Source organism: Mesorhizobium sp. 113-3-9 (assembly GCF_016756515.1).
Taxonomy (GTDB): Bacteria; Pseudomonadota; Alphaproteobacteria; order Rhizobiales; family Rhizobiaceae; genus Mesorhizobium.
In genome coordinates this window covers 1,662,855-1,679,000 of record NZ_AP023246.1, presented here as the reverse complement: position 1 = coordinate 1,679,000, position 16,146 = coordinate 1,662,855, and the positions used below count along the sequence as shown (strand labels likewise).

Here is a 16,146-nt window from a genome sequence, read left to right as displayed (position 1 = left end):
GAGCGATGATCGAGATCCGCAACGTCACCCGCAGCTATGGATCGTTCAAGGCGCTGGACGATGCGTCCCTGACCATAAGGGAGGGCGAATTCTTCTCGCTGCTCGGGCCGTCCGGCTGCGGCAAGACCACGCTTTTGCGCATGATCGCCGGCTTCGACAACCCGACCAGCGGATCGATCGCGGTCGGCGGCCAGCCTATGGAAGGCATCCCGGCCAACCGACGGCCGACCAACATGGTGTTCCAGAGCTATGCGATCTTCCCGCATCTCAATGTCGAGCAGAATGTCGCCTATGGGCTGAAGCGGCTGAAATTACAGGGCGGCGAAGAGAAGCGCCGCGTCGAGGAGGCATTGGCGCAGGTTTCGCTGACCGGCCTTGGCAAGCGGCTGGCCACCGAACTGTCGGGCGGCCAGCGCCAGCGCGTCGCGCTGGCCCGCGCATTGGTGATGCGGCCCAAGGTGCTGCTGCTCGACGAGCCTCTGTCGGCGCTCGACAAGAAGCTGCGCGAGCAGATGCAGGTCGAACTGCGCCGCCTGCAGCAGGCCGTCGGCATCACCTTCGTGCTGGTCACCCACGACCAATACGAGGCGCTCGCCATGTCGGACCGCATCGCCGTGATGTTCGGCGGCAGGATCGCCCAGGTCGCCTCGCCCAAGGAAATCTACCAGCGGCCAGTCAATCGCCAGGTCGCCGACTTCCTCGGCGGCATGAACTTCGTGAAGGCGGAGATCGTCGAGGAGAACGGCGCCTCATTGATCGTCGACACGCTGGGCTTCGGCCGCGTCAAGACCGACAAGCCGAAGGCCTTCGTGCGCAATGGCGGCGCCGCAACGCTCGGCATTAGGCCCGAGCGCCTGCGTGTTTTGTGGGACAATGCGACGGCAAAATTCGAGGTTGCCGGCAAGGTGGTCGAACGCCACTATTTCGGTGAGATCACCCATCTGATCGTCGAGATACCGGGTCTGGAAAAGCCGCTATCGGTGACCGAAACCAACGATTTCGGCGCCGACGACATTCCCGTCGGCACCCCGATCCGCCTTGCCTACGATCCCGAGGCGCTGGTGGCGATGGGGGATTGAAGCAGCGCCAAGATCTTGCGCGCCGCGATGCGCCCGGCGACGATCGCGCCTTCGACATAGCCGGGGAATGACGGCGAAAGTTCCGAAGCGGCGAAATGCACCGGCGGCGCACCCGCCAGAATCGTCCGCTCGGCATCCCTGGCCGTCACGTCGACAATGAGGTCGCTGTAGGCGCCGCCGCTCCAGCGATCCTGTATCCAATCGCGCGAACTGAAATCAAGGATATCGCCGGCATGCGGACCGAGCGCGTCCTGCAATCGTGCCGTCACTTCCGCACGAAGTGCCGTTTCGCCCAGCCCCCGCCAGCGCAGCGCGAGCGGTCCGCCGATGAAGACGACGAGCGCGGCATGCTGCGCATCCTTGCTGGCATCGCAGGCAAAGAGGCCCGGCAGGTCGCGCCACATCACCATGCCGCTCAAACCCTGCTCGCGCCAGAATGTCCTGGAATAGCGCACCAGGATCTTGATCACCGCGCCGCTTTCCCAGGTGCCAAGCGCCGTCGCGAGTCTCGTCGGCAAGGCCGGTGCGAAATCGAGCTTCGCGGTCGTCGCCGGCGGGAGCGCCATCAGCACGTGTCGCGCTTCGATCACGCCATTGCCCGTGACGATGCGAACGCCTTGCAGACCATGCTCGATGCGCGTGACCGGTTCGTTCAGCAACACCCGATTGCCAAGATCGCCAGAAAGATCTTCGGCCAGCGACTGCATGGTCTCGCGCAGGGAATATTGCAGTTCCGGCACTTCGTTGGTGATGCGGCGGTCATTATCGATCAGGTACCAGAGCGGCACCTTGTCCATCGGCAGGCACCACAGGCCTTCGATCATCGAGCGGAAGGCCGTCTTGGCATCGATGGGATCATGCTGCTGTTCCAGCCAGGCCGCGACACTCATGCCTTCTATGGAGGTGTCGTCCGGCTCGATGCCGTTCATGCGTTCGCGGATCGCCATCGCGCCGTGATAGGTCTGCTTGGCGTCCTTGGCCGGCATTGATGGATGGGTGATGAAATCTCCCTCGACATAGGTGGTGACGAATGTCTTGCCGCGTGCCTTCGCCAGCGCCATCACTTCCGGCATGTCCTCGCACAGGAACTGGCCGCCGCTGTCGATGCGCTCGCCAAGTCCGTTGCGGACCGCCTCGACCCGGCCACCGGCACGGTCGCGCGCTTCGAGCAGCAGGAAGCCTATGCCGGCCTGCTTCAACTCAAGCGCAGCCGACAGGCCGGTGAAGCCGGCACCGACGATGACGACTTCGGTTCTTTCCAGTTCGCTCGTCAATAGCCGGCCTTGATCTTCTCGAATTCGTCGACCATGCGCTTCTTCAGTTCCGGCGCGACCGGCTGCTGGAACAGCGTCTTGTCGAGGAACTTGTCGATGTCGTCGAAGCCGCGCTCGGCCAGCACCTTGTGGTCGATCGCGGCCATGCCGGCGCTGTTGCCATGGCCGTAGCCGAATGTCGTGACCATGTATTTCGAAATGTCGGGCGCGTTGACCGCGTTTAGGAAATCATAGGCCTGGTCGAGCTTGCCCGGCGCGTCCTTCATCAGCACGTAGCCGCACACCCAGGTCGACATGCCTTCCTTGGTATCGCGGTTCATGGCGACGGGAACGCCTTGCCCGTTCATCGCGATCAGTGTCTGGCCCCAGCCCCAGGCGAGGTCGACCTCATTGCCGGAAAAAGCCTGGTCGATATCGCTCGAGTCGGTCCAGTAGAGACGGATGTTCTTGTGCACCTGGCGCAGGAAATCGGACGCCTCCTTGAACTGCGCGTCGGTCATCTTGGTCCAGTCCTTCAGCCCGATCACCAGGCTCGCCAGCGCGTAGGCATCGTCGACATTGTCGCCGATGGTGACGCGGCCCTTGAATTTCGGATCGGCCAGGATCCGCAGCGACTGCGCCTGCTCGGCCGTCACATTGTCGGTGCGGTAGAGCAATGCCGTATTGCCCCAGTCGAACGGCATGAACCAGGCCTTGCCGTCCTCGGTGGTGGCGAGGTTCTTCATCGCCATGATGCCGGGATTGAGGTTCTTCCAGCCGGCAATCCGGGAGGTGTCGAGCGGCTGCAACAGCCCTGCATCGCGCCACTTCGCCACGCTTTGCGAACAGGGATGCGCGATATCGGCCTTGAAGCCCGCCCGCATCTTCTCGAAGGCTTCATCCTCGTCGCCAAAGAAGGCGAAGGTCGGCTCGGCGCCGTGTTTGGCGGTGTAGGCCGGATGCAGCAGCGGATCCTCGTAACCGGACCAGTCGAACACCACGAGATCGCCGCCGCCTTCCGCCCAGGCATAGACCCCGCCAGCGCCGATCATGCAGGCGGCGGCAAGTGCAAGGTGGCGTAGCATTGGCGTCATGGCGAAACTCCCCCATCGCGAAAAGCTGCAGCGAGGTTAGGAGAAATCATCTGTTTTGGCGAGGGTCGTCCGCTGCACCGAGGCGGCAGCGGACGGACCGTGGAACGAAACTCAGTACCCGGCTTTGATCTTCTCGAATTCGGCGATCATCTTCAGCTTGAGGTCGGACGGCAGCGGCGACTGGAACAGCGTCTTGTCGACGAATTTCTGCACGTCGTCATAGCCCTTTTCCTTCAGGATCGCCTGGTCGACACCGGCCATGCCCTTGGCATTGGCCTGGCCATAGCCCCAGTCCTTGACCAGCACCTTGGCGGTCTCCGGATCGTTGACGGCGTTCAGATAATCATAGGCCTTGTCGATGTTGCCGGGCGCGTCCTTGAACAGCACGTAGCCGCAAACCCAGGTCGAGATGCCTTCGTTGGTGTCCTTTACGGACTTGATCGGCACGCCTGCCTTGACGGACTGCACGGTCGCATCGTTCCAGGCCCAGGCGAGGTCGACCTCACCGCCCGACAGCAACTGGACGATATCGGTGGTGTCGGTCCAGTAGGAACGGACGTTCTTGTGCACCTGGCGCAGGAAGTCGGACGCCTGCTTGAACTGGTCGTCCGTCATCGTGGTCCAGTCCCGCAGGCCGATGGCAAGGCTCGCCAGCGCATAGGCGTCGTCGACATTGTCGCCGATCGACACCCGACCCTTGAACTTCGGATCGGCGAACGCCTTCAGCGACTGCACGTCCTTGGCGTCGATCTTGGAGGAGTTGTAGGTGAGCTGCGTGTTGCCCCAATCCCACGGCATGAACCAGGCCTTGCCGTCATCGGTCGTGGCGAGGTTTTTCATCGCCATGATGCCGGGATTGAGGTCCTTCCAGCCCGCGATCTTCGAGGTGTCGAGCGGCTGCAGCAGCCCGGCTTCGCGCCACTTCGTCACGCTCTGTGAGCAGGGGTGACCGAGATCGGCCTTGAAGCCGGAACGGACCTTCTCGAACGCCTCGTCCTCGTCGCCGAAGAAGGCGAAGGTCGGTGAATCGCCGTTCTTCTCGACATATTTCGGGTGGAAGCTCGGGTCCTCGTAGCCGGACCAGTCGAACACGATCAGGTCCTTGTCCGCGGCGACGGCGAACGCTGCCGCCGAAGCCGCAAGCGCGCCGCCCAGCGCCAATGTCAATGTCAGGCGTCGGCTAAGTTTCTTCATGCTGTTCCATCCTCTTTTGGTCTTGCCGGTCTTGGCGGCCGGCTGTTGCTAACCGTAGTGCTTCGGGAAGGCAGCGGCCAAAAAAGCATTGGCCGCCTGCAAGGCTGTTTCGCGCGTTGTGTCCTCGGTGCCCATCATCAGCCGCAGCCACAGCCCTTCCAGCATGGCCGACAGCGCCAGCGCCATCACCTGCGGCTCATAGGCATACGCGCCGCTCTGCTTGAGCGCCGTGCAGAGATCGATGAAGACCTGCTGGTAATAATTATCGCGCGAACTGCTCAGCGCCTGATAGGTGGGCCGCGACTTGGCCTCGCCCCAAAAGGCCAGCCAGGCGGCCAGCTTGCGTTTGTTGCAGATCGAGCGGTCGAAATCGGCCCACACCAGTTGCTGCAGCTGTCGTGCCGGATCGTCGCCTGCCTTCTGCAGCGCGGCGCGCCAATGCGCCGAGTACTCGTCATACATATGCTGCAGGGTCGCGATCAGCAGCTTTTCCTTGCTCTCGAAATGGAAGTTGACGATGCCACGCGAGAGGCCCGCGCCATCGGCGACATCGGCCATCGTCGTCTCGGCGTAGCCACGCCTGGCCAAGGAATCGATCGTTGCCTCGATCAGCTGCAATTGACGGACCTCCTTCGAAGCCTTGCGGCCGCGCTTTTCGGCGTCGCTCTTTCGCGTCGTTTCGGCGAGAACGTCCCTGGCCTCGGAAGTCTTCATGGATGTGACGGTCTCCAGCATTGCCGGCTATCCAACCGGCTTCCAACCGCGCAGATGAGTGGGACGGTGCTCGCCACTGTCAAGCACCTTCTGCATTGCCTCCCAGGTCTTGATGTTCTTGTCGACATAGGCCGCGCCCACCGCGGCCGCGGCTCGGGCGTAGAGCGGTCCCTTGAGCCGTGCGAGTTCCCCGCGCGCCACCTCCCGGTACCAGGGGTTGCGGTCCCTGACGGTGATGTCGGCAAGGCCCGCGCTTCGCATCGCCTGCGCATAGCGCGCCGGCGATGCCATGGTGAAGGACAGACCTTCCGCCGCGACATAAGCCTTCATCTCAGGCGAGGGTTCGCCGTCATGCCCAATCATCCAGTTGGAGGCGGCAAAGACGCCGCCCGGTTTCAGCACGCGAAAAATCTCGGCGAACAACGCGTCCTTGTCAGGCACATGCAGCAGCGCGTCCTTGGAGAAGACGACATCGAAGGAGCGATCGGAGAAAGGCAGCGGTCCGGGAGACGATTGAACGAAGCTGGCGCGATTTGCGAAGCCACGCGCCGCGGCTCGCCGTCTGGCTGCTTCGATCACCGGCTGTTCGACATCGAAGCCGGTGGCGTGGGCGGCGCCGTGATGCTCGACCAGATGCAAGGTGATGCCGCCGGAGCCGCAGCCGATATCGAGGATCGTCTTGCCCTTGAGCGAAAGCCCTTCGACCACCCGGTCGACCTCATCAGGGCCGCCCGGCGACAGGTAGCCCTCGCCCCACAGCGCCTCGAGGAAGCGGATCGCGGTGTCGTCATACTCCGGCTCGGCATCTGCCGTTTCGATCATCAGCCCTCGATCCCCAATCGATGATTGCCCAGTTCGAACGCCGGCAAAGCCTAGCGCATGCCCGGGAAAACGCAACATCGTTTGTTGAACATTCATTCAGAATGGCTGGACAAAACAGCCGATACCATGCCAAATTCCGCATATTCGGGAACAGATCACGCAAAAATGAACAGCGGGTCGTACAGGGCAATTCCAGGAAAAGCATGAGCGGTTTTCCGGGAAACCGCACAGCTCTTTCCCCTGGGAATTGCGCAGGAACAAAGAGACTGGGCCACAATGAAAGCTTGGGACGCGATCGTCATCGGCGGCGGACACAACGGCCTGGTCAACGCCTGCTATCTGCAGCGCGCCGGGCTCGACGTGCTGGTGGTGGAGAAGAACGACTGGGTCGGGGGTGCCGCCACCAGCCGCGAGCTGACACCCGGCTTCCTCTACTCCAACTGCTCCTATGTCTGTTCGCTGTTCCGCCCCGAAATCATGCGCGACCTCGAACTGCCGCGCTTCGGCCTGCAGGTCATTTCCTATGAGGGCGGCGCGGTGTTCACCCGCGACGGCGACTACCTCGCCAACTATCGCGACCATGATGCGCACCGGCGCGAATTCGCCCGCTTCTCGAAACGCGACGCCGAAGCCTATGATCGCTACGCCCGCGACGTGACGCGGCAGTGCCGTTTCATCCAGCCGCTCTTGATGCGCACCGCGCCCGACCCGACCAGCCTCAAGCCGCGCGACCTCGGCGAGTTGCTTTATCTCGGCAGGAAGTTTGCCGGCCTGTCGGCGGAAGAAATGGCGCTGACGCTGCGCTTCTGGACCATGTCGATCTCGGAATTTCTCGACGAGTATTTCGAGACCGATGTCATCAAGGCCAACTTCGCTTTGTCCGGCATCATCGGCACGGCGCTTGGGCCGATGTCGCCCGGCACGGCCTACGTGCTCTTGCACCACTATATGGGCGAGGTCGACGGCTCGGTCGGCGCCTGGGGCTATGCGCGCGGCGGCATGGGCGCGGTCACCAAGGCGCTGGCCGCGTCGTTCAAGGCCTCGGGCGGCACCATCCGCACCGGCGCCGAGGTCGACCATGTGCTGGTCCAACGCGGCAAAGCCAAAGGCGTGGTGCTGGCAGGCGGCGAGGAGATCTACGGCAAGCTCGTCGTCTCCAATGCCGACGTGAAGCGCACCTTCCTGAAGCTGGTCGAGGAAAAGGAACTGCCCGACATTTTCCTGCGTCGGGTCAGGAACTTCAAGATCCGCGGTTCCTCCGGCAAGGTCAACATCGCGCTCGATTCGCTGCCCGAATTCCCGGCGCTGCCGAAGGATTCGCCGGTCTATCGCGGCGACATGCACTTCACCGATTCGATGGAACGCATGGAGCGCGCCTATGACGATTGGAAGGCCGGGCGCTGGTCGGCCGACCCTTTCCTCGACATGGTGATCCCGACGACGCTCGATCCGACCATGGCGCCGCCGGGCAAGCATTTCATGAGCTGCTTCGTGCAATACGCGCCGCCCAAGGTGAACGGCCGCGAATGGACCGATGCCGATCGTGACGGCTTCGCCGAGAGCGTGATTGCGCAGATATCAGAGTATTCGCCGGGCTTCCGCGACCGCATCATCCACATGGAGGTGCGCACGCCGCGCGAGATCGAAGCCGAGGTCGGCCTCACCGAAGGCAACATTTTCCAGGGCGAACTGACCTTCGACCAGCTTCTGTTCAATCGCCCGGTGCCGGGCTACGCGCAATACCGCTCGCCGGTCGGCGGGCTCTATATGTGCGGCTCCTCTACCCATCCCGGCGGCGGCGTCATGGGCGCGCCCGGCCGCAATGCCGCCGCCGAAATCCTGCGCGATCTCGCCAAATCCACCTCGCATATGAGCCCTGCCCATGACGTCATTTGATGCACCAAAATGGGATGTGCTCGTCATCGGCGGCGGCCACAACGGTCTCGTCGCCGCGGCCACGCTGGCGAAAGCCGGCCGCAAGGTGCTCCTGCTGGAAGCGGGCAGCGAAACCGGCGGCGCGGCGCGCACCGAGGAGTTCGCGCCGGGCTTTCGCGTCTCATCGATCGCCCATGTGCTGAACCGTCTGCATCCTGACGTGGTGAAGACGCTGGAGCTGGAGAAGCACGGGCTAAAAGTCGCCCGCGCCGACTTCCTGCCGTCAGTGGCGCTGTCGAAAGACGGCCCAGCGCTGATGCTGCATGGCGCCTATGGCGAGGTGCTGACCGGCGCCAGCGCGTCCGAGCAATCCGCCTGGAAGGAACTGCGTGCGCAATTGCTGCGCTATGCCGGCATCCTGAAACCTTTCTTGTCGCGCCGCGCGCCCGATCTCGCCGGCATGTCGCTGCTCGAGACCGCGTCACTCGGCCAGACCGCGCTGGCGCTGAAAAAACTCGGCAAGGAAGACATGCGCGACTTCCTGCGCGTGCTCTTGATGAACGTCGCCGACCTGCTCGACGAGCAGCTTGCGGACGACAGGCTGAAAGGCCTGCTCGCCTTCGATGCGACACTCGGCAGCCATCTCGGCCCGCGCTCGCCGACCTCGCTGCTCGGCCTCTACTATCGCCTCGCCGGCGAGATCGGCGGTGCGTCCGGCGCACAGATGCTGCCGCAAGGCGGTATGGGCGCCGTTGTCGCCGCCATCCGCGCGGCGGCGGAGATGGCCGGCGTCACCGTCCGGACATCGGCGCCCGTCGGAAAGATCATCGTCGAGAAAGGCCGTGCCGTCGGCGTCGCGCTCGACACCGGCGAGGAGCTGCGCGCCAGGACGGTCATCTCCGCCATCAATCCGGCGACAACTTTCCTCGACCTTGTCGGGCCCCGCGAGCTCGACACCGGCTTCGTGCGCAAGGTGAAGAACATTCGGATGAAAGGCGACGCGGCGAAACTCAATCTGGCGCTCGATCGGCCACCGCAATTCGCCGGCGTCGATGCCGCCGGCCACAAGGGCAGGCTGGTCATCGCGCCTTCGCCCGATCATGTCGAACGCGCCTTCAATCCGTCCAAGTATGGCGAGTTCTCACCCGAGCCGGTCATGGAGATCACCCTGCCCAGTCTCGCCGATCCATCGTTGGCACCTGCCGGAGCCTGTGTGCTGTCGGCTGTGGTGCAATACGCGCCCTATGCGTTGAAAGAAGGTTGGGCTGCCGGCAAGCCGAAATTCCTCAAGGCTGTCATGGCGCAGCTCGAGGCTTACGCGCCCGGCATCGGCAAGAGCGTCGTCCATGCCGAGTTGCTGACGCCGGCCGATATCGAGACGCGTTATCGCATGCCAGGCGGCCACTGGCACCACGGCGAATTGCAGGCCGACCAGATGCTGATCTCGCGTCCAGTTTCGGGCTGGTCCGGCTACGACACGCCGCTTGAAGGATTGTTCCTGGCCGGTGCCGGCTCGCATCCCGGTGGCGGTGTCTCCGGCGCACCCGGCCTCAATGCCGCGCGGCGCATCATTGCGATGAAGAGGTAGGTCATGACCCAGGCAACCAGGAAGAAGCCCGTTGCAAAGACCGCCAGTGCGGCCGTTTCCGCACACATCGCCGCGCAAGGCCATTTCCGCACGCTGCGCCTCGGCACCCCGTTCCAGCCGCGCCTCGATACGCTGGCCAGGACTGAGGACTGGTACAACTGGGCAGGCTACCGCGCGCCGCATTCGCTGTGGGACGAGGAGCTGGAATATTTCGCCATCCGCAGCCAGGCGGCGCTGTTCGACATCTCGCCGATGACCAAATACCGGATCGAGGGGCCGGATGCCGAGGCCCTTCTCGACCGCGTGACCTTGCGCGACGTGACCAAGCTGAGACCTGGCCGTGTCCACTATACCGCCTGGTGTGACGACGAAGGTTTTGTCCTCGACGACGGCACGCTGTTTCGCCTGTCGCCGACGCGCTTTCGCCTGTGTTCGCAGGAGCGGCATCTGCCCTGGTTACTGGACAGCGCCATTGGATTCGACGTCACCGTCGAGGAAGAAACCGAGGCCGTCGCCGGGCTCGCCCTGCAGGGGCCAACCTCCTTCGCCGTGCTGCGCGATGCCGGCTTCACCGGCGTCGAGAGACTGAAGATCTTCGACCTCGCCGAGTTCGCCCATGACGGCGGCACCGTCACCATCTCGCGCACCGGCTTCACCGGCGATCTCGGCTACGAGTTGTTTGTGACCGCCGACAAGGCGCTGAGCCTGTGGGATCGGCTGATGGCGGCGGGCGAACTGCGCGGCATCCGTGCCATCGGCTACACCGCGCTGAACCGCGCACGGCTCGAGGCCGGGCTGATCGTTGCCAATGCCGACTTCACCACCGCCGAACATGCCATCCGCGCCGATCGCCTGCGCATGCCAGACGAGATCGGGCTCGGCTTCATGATCGATCCGGAGAAAGGCCACTTCAACGGCCGCCGCGCCATTCTCGAAGCGCGCGCCAAACGCAAGCTGCGCCATGTGCTGGTCGGGCTGGAGATCGAAGGCAACATCCCCGCCGAACACGCCATCGTCTACCACAAGAAAAGCCAGGAGGTTGGCCTGGTCAGCGCCGCCATGTGGTCGCCGATGGCCAAGCGCAACATCGCCATCGCCTCGCTGGCGCGGCCCTATGGTGATACCATTGTGGACGACCTCTGGGTCGAGATCTACGCCATGCGCGAGCTGCAATATCAGAAGCTGATGAAGCGAGCCAAGGTGGTGGCGCGGCCCTTTATAAAACTCGACCGCCGCACCGCCAATCCGCCGGCGGATTTCTGACCATGGCCGACGACGCGGAACTGGAGGCCGCCGAGCAGTGGGAGCTGGTCAACACGCCGCTCGGCGAAAAATGGTCGGGCCGCACCCGCTACGCCGCCGCCATGTTCTTCTACAAGCGCGACGAGATGAGCGCCGAGACGCTCGAGGTCTACCGCATCTGCGCGCGGCTTGATTCTGAAGATCCGCTGCCGATCATCCGCGATCGCGGCGTCGGTAAGGATTGGCTCAAAAGGATGGGTGCTTAGGCTTTCCCATCACTCGTCATTCTGGGGCGGAGCAGGAAGCGAAGCGACGCGCGCAGACCCTAGGATGACGACGTTTGGGGCGCCTCAATCTCGATCGTCCACAATTGTCGCCTCAACCTATCGTGCGCTCAAGCATGCTCAACCAATTGCGGTAAGCGATCTTCTCGATCAGCGCCCGGCCAAAACCACGCTCGGCCAGCGCATCGATCAACTTCGGCAGGCCGGCGACGTCGCCGATGACGGCCGGGATCATGGCACCGTCGAAATCCGAGCCGAGGCCGACACCATCCTCGCCCAGTGCCTGCAGCAGGGAATCGACATGGCGCACCATGATGTCGAGGCTGGTATCGGCATTCATGCGGCCGTCCTCGCGCAGGAATCCGGTTGCGAAGTTCAGCCCGACCATGCCGCCGGACTCGCGGATCGCGCCGAGCTGCCAGTCGGTCAGATTGCGCGAGTGGCCACATATCGCATGCACGTTGGAATGCGTGGCGACCAGCGGCGCATCGCTGAGCCCAGCGACATCGCGAAAGCCTTTTTCGTTGAGATGCGAAAGATCGATCATGATCTTCAGCTCGTTGCAGGCCTTGACCAGCGCCTTGCCGGCATCGGTCAGGCCCGGGCCCGTGTCCGGCGAGGACGGAAAGCGGAACGGCACGCCGTGGCCAAAGGCATTTGGACGGCTCCAGACGATGCCAAGCGAACGCAGGCCGGCGGCATGCAGCACATCGAGCATGGTGAGTTCGGGATCGATCGCCTCGACGCCCTCGATGTGGAAGACTGCCGCAATCGTGCCTTGCGCCATGGCGTTGCGCACGTCGCCGGCACTGCGGCAGACGGCAAGCGCCCCGGCCCTTTCCAGCCGGAACAGGATCGAAGCCATCGCAATCGTCGAATTGAGCGCATCGGCGCGCGGCACCTCCGGCGGCAGCGGCTCGCTGTCGCTGGGCGCCAATGGCACGGCGCTTCGCCTGGCCTTCTCGACCGGGGGTGGGAAGATCGCGAACATGCCGCCGGCAAAGCCGCCGGCTTTCGCGCGCGGCAGGTCGATATGACCGCCCGATTTCCCCTCGATGAACAGCTTTTCGACGTCCGCGTTCTTGGACTGATAAAGGCGCAGCAACGTATCGTTGTGGCCGTCGAAGACGGGGACGAGGTCTGTTTCGGTCATCAGGGGATCATTCAGTTCGTTTGTCGGCACGGCGAGATATCATATCTAGGCAAGATATCCGGTCGCGGCAAATGACAAAGCCAACCGGCAGCGGGAGTTGCCCCTTTATCCCCCCGCTGCCGCCTGTCGACGAAGTGCGGCTCGCTACTGCTTCAGCACGTCGGCCCATTCCGGATGGCGGCGGAACTGGGCGTTGGCGAACGGGCAAAGCGGGATGATCTTCTTGCCCGCCGCGCGCGCGTCCTCGACGGCGCGGGTGACCAGCCGAAGTCCGGCACCCTGGCCGCGAAACGCGTCCGGCACTTCCGTGTGGTCGATGATGATCTGGTGCTCGCCGATCTTGGTGAAGGTCATCTCGGCCTCGGCGCCACCGGGGCCGCGCAGGACATAGCGGCCCTTGGAGCCGCGGTCTTCCAATTCGATCTCAGGCAGTTGGTCGGGCATTTCTAAACTCCTTGAGCGACACCGGCAAAGAGCCGCCGCGCCGCTTCGATTTCATTTGGCCGCACTTCGTGCCCGCCTTCGTGCCACTCCACTGTGACATCGGCGCCGTCGGCACGCAAATAGGCTTCGAGCCGCGTCGTCAGGTTCGGCGGGCAGATCGGATCGCGCTTACCGGCGGTCAGCAGGATGTGTCGGCCGGCGAGGCTGCCTTCCACCTTCGGTTCGAACGGGATCAGCGGATGCATCAGCACCGTGGCGTCGAACAGTGCAGGCTCGGCGAACACCACCGAGGCCAGGATGTTGGCGCCGTTGGAATAGCCGAGGCCGAGCACCGCCGACGGCTTTGCCGCCCCGACATGGGCTGCTTCGACATGCGCCTTGACGAATTCAGCCATCTTGCTCGTCCCTCGCGCAAGGTCGTCCATGTCGTAGACGCCTTCACCGGTGCGGCGGAAGAAGCGCGCCGCGCCGTGTTCCGACACATCGCCGCGCGGCGAGATGATGGTGGCCTGGGGCATGAGATCGCGCCCCGGCGACAGAAGCTGGCTCTCGTCGCCGCCGGTGCCGTGGAAGACGAAAAGCATGGGGCCGCCCGGCGAACCGGGCAGCACCTTGTGGATGTAAGCGTCCTTGCTCATGGTCTCAGCCTTCCAGCTTCTGCAGATGCTGTTCGAGATAGGGCCGCAGATGCTGGTGCTGCGTCGGCAGCTTCAGCGCTTCGCCCAAATGCGCGGTGTCCTCGTCCCTGTCGAACCCCGGCTCGTTGGTGGCGACTTCGAACAGCACGCCGCCCGGCGTGCGGAAATAGATCGCCCAGAAGTAATCGCGATCGATCACCGGTGTCACTCCATAACCCGTATCCATCAACGCCTTGCGCACTTCGAGCTGCTTGGCGCGGTTCTCGACGGCGAAGGCGACATGGTGGACAGAGCCGGCGCCGAGATCGGCGAAGGCCGCGGTCGGCAGCGATTCGATATCGACGACATCGGCGCCATTGCCGTTCTTCACGGCCAGCCGCCTGACATTGCCCGACTTCTCGATCTCCTCGTAGCCCATGAATTTCAAGAGCTCTTCGGTGGCGCCGCCATCCTTCAGCCGAAGCGCGACCGAATGGAAGCCACGGATCGCTTCGTCGGCCGGAATACCGCCCTTGACCCAGGGCGCACGGCTATCGGCCTTGGCCTCGACGAGCGCGAAACCGTCGCCGTCGGGGCCCGCAAATCTGAGCCGTTTCTCACCAAAGCTCTCCTCGCGGGAGACATCCGCCACGCCTTCGTCGGCGAAGCGCTTTTCCCAATAGGCGAGCGTGCCTTGCGGCACGGAGTAGACAGTGGTGCCGACTTCGCCGACGCCGCGGCGGCCCTTGCCGATGTTGGGAAACGGAAAATAGGTCATCACCGAACCGGGCGTGCCGACCTCGTCGCCATAATAGAGATGGTATACGTCGGGCGCGTCGAAATTGACTGTCTTCTTGACCCGGCGCAGGCCGAGCTTGTGGGTGAAGAAATCATTGTTCCGGCGCGCATCCCCAGCCATCGAGGTGACGTGATGGAGGCCCTTGATCTGGTCGAGCATTGTCTTGCTCCTTCCCTTGTGTTTGTGCGGCCCTCGCCGCTGTCCACGCCAATATGAGGACACCACCGCTTGCGGCAAAGGCGGCAAACGCAGAATGGACTGTGCTGTAAAAGTGAACAATCAAAAGAGATTTGTTCACCAATTAGCTAACGAGAGCGGCCTTGCGCCATTGCCGGAAATCGTTTCCATGAGCGGCGTCGAACATACAGCGAAAGGTATCGCGAGTGACAGGAAAAGCCAGGCGCCCCAACGTTCTCCTGATCACTTGCGACCAGTGGCGCGGCGATTGCGTGTCGGCCGCCGGCCACTCCGTTGTCAAGACGCCGAATGCCGATGCACTGGCTGCGGAAGGCGTGCTGTTCAAGCGGCACTATGGCGGCGCGGCGCCCTGTTCGCCGGCCCGTGCCTGCCTCTACACCGGCCTCTACCAGATGAACAACCGGGTCTGCCGCAACGGCTCGCCACTTGACGCCCGCCACGGCAACATCGCTCTGCACGCGCGCGGCCTCGGCTACGATCCGACCCTGTTCGGTTACACCGACGTGTCGCTCGATCCGCGCCTCATGAGTTCAGGCGATCCGAGGCTGAAAAGCTATGAAGGCGTACTGCCTGGATTCACGGTGCGCCAACTGCTGCCCGAGCACCAGAAGCAATGGCTGTCCTGGCTGAAGCTGCGCGGCATCGATGCTAGCGCCGGATCTCCCGACATCCATCGTCCCGTAGACGAGGAAGGCGACGCCGACGCGGTGACTGAGGCACCGCCAATCTATTCGAAAGACCATACGCCGACGGCTTTCCTTGCCGGCGAGTTCATCCGCTGGCTCGGCGAGCAGGAGCAGGCCACGCCCTGGTTCGCGCATCTCTCCTTCATCAGTCCGCATCCACCCTTCATCGTCCCGGAGCCCTACAACACGCTATATGATCCGGCCGATGGCCCGGCGTTCCACCGGGCGGAGAGTTGGCGGGCTGAAGCTCAGAGCCATCCCTATCTCGCCTATGATCTTAGCCGCCAGAAACGCGCTAAGTTCCGTCCCGGCGCGACAGGCAGGGTGCACGACTGGAGCGAGGATGACTTCCGCCGCATCCGGGCGATTTACTACGGCATGATTTCGGAGGTCGACGCACAGCTTGGCCGCATCTGGCAGGCAGTCAAGGTTTCAGGCGCCTGGGACGACACCATCATCATTCTCACCTCGGACCACGCCGAAATGATGGGCGATCATTTCATGCTGGGCAAGGGCGGCTATTTCGACGGCAGCTACCACATTCCGCTGATCATTCGCGATCCGCGACATCGCAAGGCTGCCGGCACCAGCATCGATCGCTTCACCGAAGCGGTGGACATCTTGCCCACGCTTGTGGACCTGCTTGGCGAGCCGCCCAAACCGCATCTCGACGGATGTTCGCTGAAACCATTCCTGAGCGGCGGAACCCCGGCCAGCTGGCGCGATGCCGCGCACTGGGAATTCGACTTCCGCTCGATCGCGGGCGGCGAGGCCGAAGCGGCTTTCGGCATTGACTCTCGCCAGTGCAACCTGGCGGTCATCCGGACCAAGAAATTCAAATACGTGCATTTTGGCGGCGGCTTGCCGCCGTTGCTTTTCAACATCGAGGCGGACCCGGGCGAACTGACCAACCTCGCCAACAGCCCCGCACATCTGTCCACCCGTCTGGAATTCGCCGAGCGGCTTCTCGCCTGGCGGGCCGAACATCTCGACCAGTCACTGGCGCTGGCGGAATTGACGGAAAATGGCGTGGTTGGCCATGTCAGTAAGGCAATAGGGGAATAAGGCAGTAAGGCAGTATGTTTGGATATACCAGCACCGACG

General features: G+C 63.4%; 15 protein-coding genes. 6 read left to right on the top strand and 9 right to left on the bottom strand.

The features are described 5' to 3' along the window. The first annotated feature begins 5 nt into the window (after positions 1-5). Complete coding sequence (locus tag MesoLj_RS08155; RefSeq protein ID WP_019861565.1) at positions 6-1,079, top strand: ABC transporter ATP-binding protein; 1,074 nt, start codon at positions 6-8, stop codon at positions 1,077-1,079. Here MesoLj_RS08155 and MesoLj_RS08150 read toward each other — a convergent pair. The 5 genes from MesoLj_RS08150 to MesoLj_RS08130 form a co-directional block, all read right to left on the bottom strand. Next, on the bottom strand, positions 1,043-2,353 hold the full coding sequence (locus MesoLj_RS08150; RefSeq protein ID WP_202325666.1) for a flavin monoamine oxidase family protein: 1,311 nt from the start codon (positions 2,351-2,353) through the stop codon (positions 1,043-1,045). The genes MesoLj_RS08155 and MesoLj_RS08150 overlap by 37 nt on opposite strands. After that, the gene (locus MesoLj_RS08145; protein ID WP_202325665.1) at positions 2,350-3,426 is read right to left on the bottom strand and encodes an extracellular solute-binding protein; all 1,077 of its coding nucleotides are present in this window, start codon (positions 3,424-3,426) and stop codon (positions 2,350-2,352) included. Before MesoLj_RS08145 ends, MesoLj_RS08150 begins: the two co-directional genes overlap by 4 nt. 111 nt (positions 3,427-3,537) lie before the next feature. Then, on the bottom strand, positions 3,538-4,620 hold the full coding sequence (locus tag MesoLj_RS08140; RefSeq protein ID WP_202325664.1) for an ABC transporter substrate-binding protein: 1,083 nt from the start codon (positions 4,618-4,620) through the stop codon (positions 3,538-3,540). A 48-nt stretch (positions 4,621-4,668) separates the two neighbouring features. Next, the gene (betI, locus tag MesoLj_RS08135; protein WP_056575858.1) at positions 4,669-5,355 is read right to left on the bottom strand and encodes a transcriptional regulator BetI; all 687 of its coding nucleotides are present in this window, start codon (positions 5,353-5,355) and stop codon (positions 4,669-4,671) included. A gap of 6 nt (positions 5,356-5,361) precedes the next feature. Then, positions 5,362-6,156: a class I SAM-dependent methyltransferase gene (locus MesoLj_RS08130; protein WP_202325663.1), complete on the bottom strand. Its 795-nt coding sequence runs from the start codon at positions 6,154-6,156 to the stop codon at positions 5,362-5,364. Positions 6,157-6,432: 276 nt separating this feature from the next. Between MesoLj_RS08130 and MesoLj_RS08125 the strand changes: the two genes are divergently transcribed. From MesoLj_RS08125 to MesoLj_RS08110, 4 genes are read left to right on the top strand one after another with little or no spacing between them, the layout of a single operon-like run. Next, positions 6,433-8,052: a phytoene desaturase family protein gene (locus tag MesoLj_RS08125; protein WP_172348259.1), complete on the top strand. Its 1,620-nt coding sequence runs from the start codon at positions 6,433-6,435 to the stop codon at positions 8,050-8,052. Then, positions 8,039-9,619: a phytoene desaturase family protein gene (locus tag MesoLj_RS08120; RefSeq protein ID WP_202325662.1), complete on the top strand. Its 1,581-nt coding sequence runs from the start codon at positions 8,039-8,041 to the stop codon at positions 9,617-9,619. The genes MesoLj_RS08125 and MesoLj_RS08120 overlap by 14 nt, the downstream gene beginning before the upstream one ends. A 3-nt stretch (positions 9,620-9,622) precedes the next feature. After that, positions 9,623-10,882, top strand: a complete 1,260-nt coding sequence (locus MesoLj_RS08115; RefSeq protein WP_202325661.1) for an aminomethyltransferase family protein — start codon at positions 9,623-9,625, stop codon at positions 10,880-10,882. Between the two features lie 2 nt (positions 10,883-10,884). Beyond that, positions 10,885-11,127 (top strand): hypothetical protein, encoded by a 243-nt coding sequence (locus MesoLj_RS08110; protein WP_202325660.1) that lies wholly within the window; start codon positions 10,885-10,887, stop codon positions 11,125-11,127. Between the two features lie 112 nt (positions 11,128-11,239). On the opposite strand, the gene MesoLj_RS08105 is transcribed toward MesoLj_RS08110, so the two are convergent. From MesoLj_RS08105 to MesoLj_RS08090, 4 genes are all read right to left on the bottom strand, one after another. Next, a complete protein-coding gene (locus MesoLj_RS08105; protein WP_140772675.1) occupies positions 11,240-12,298 on the bottom strand; it encodes a dipeptidase in 1,059 nt (352 codons plus the stop codon). A gap of 144 nt (positions 12,299-12,442) precedes the next feature. Then, positions 12,443-12,742, bottom strand: coding sequence for a GNAT family N-acetyltransferase (locus MesoLj_RS08100; RefSeq protein ID WP_140772677.1), 300 nt, complete (start codon positions 12,740-12,742; stop codon positions 12,443-12,445). A 2-nt stretch (positions 12,743-12,744) separates the two neighbouring features. Beyond that, positions 12,745-13,380: an alpha/beta hydrolase gene (locus MesoLj_RS08095; RefSeq protein ID WP_202325659.1), complete on the bottom strand. Its 636-nt coding sequence runs from the start codon at positions 13,378-13,380 to the stop codon at positions 12,745-12,747. 4 nt (positions 13,381-13,384) lie between these two features. Beyond that, positions 13,385-14,317: a VOC family protein gene (locus MesoLj_RS08090; RefSeq protein ID WP_140772681.1), complete on the bottom strand. Its 933-nt coding sequence runs from the start codon at positions 14,315-14,317 to the stop codon at positions 13,385-13,387. A 224-nt stretch (positions 14,318-14,541) separates the two neighbouring features. On the opposite strand from MesoLj_RS08090, the gene MesoLj_RS08085 reads away from it, so the two are divergent. Beyond that, on the top strand, positions 14,542-16,107 hold the full coding sequence (locus MesoLj_RS08085; protein ID WP_202325658.1) for an alkaline phosphatase family protein: 1,566 nt from the start codon (positions 14,542-14,544) through the stop codon (positions 16,105-16,107). The last annotated feature ends 39 nt before the right edge of the window (positions 16,108-16,146 follow it).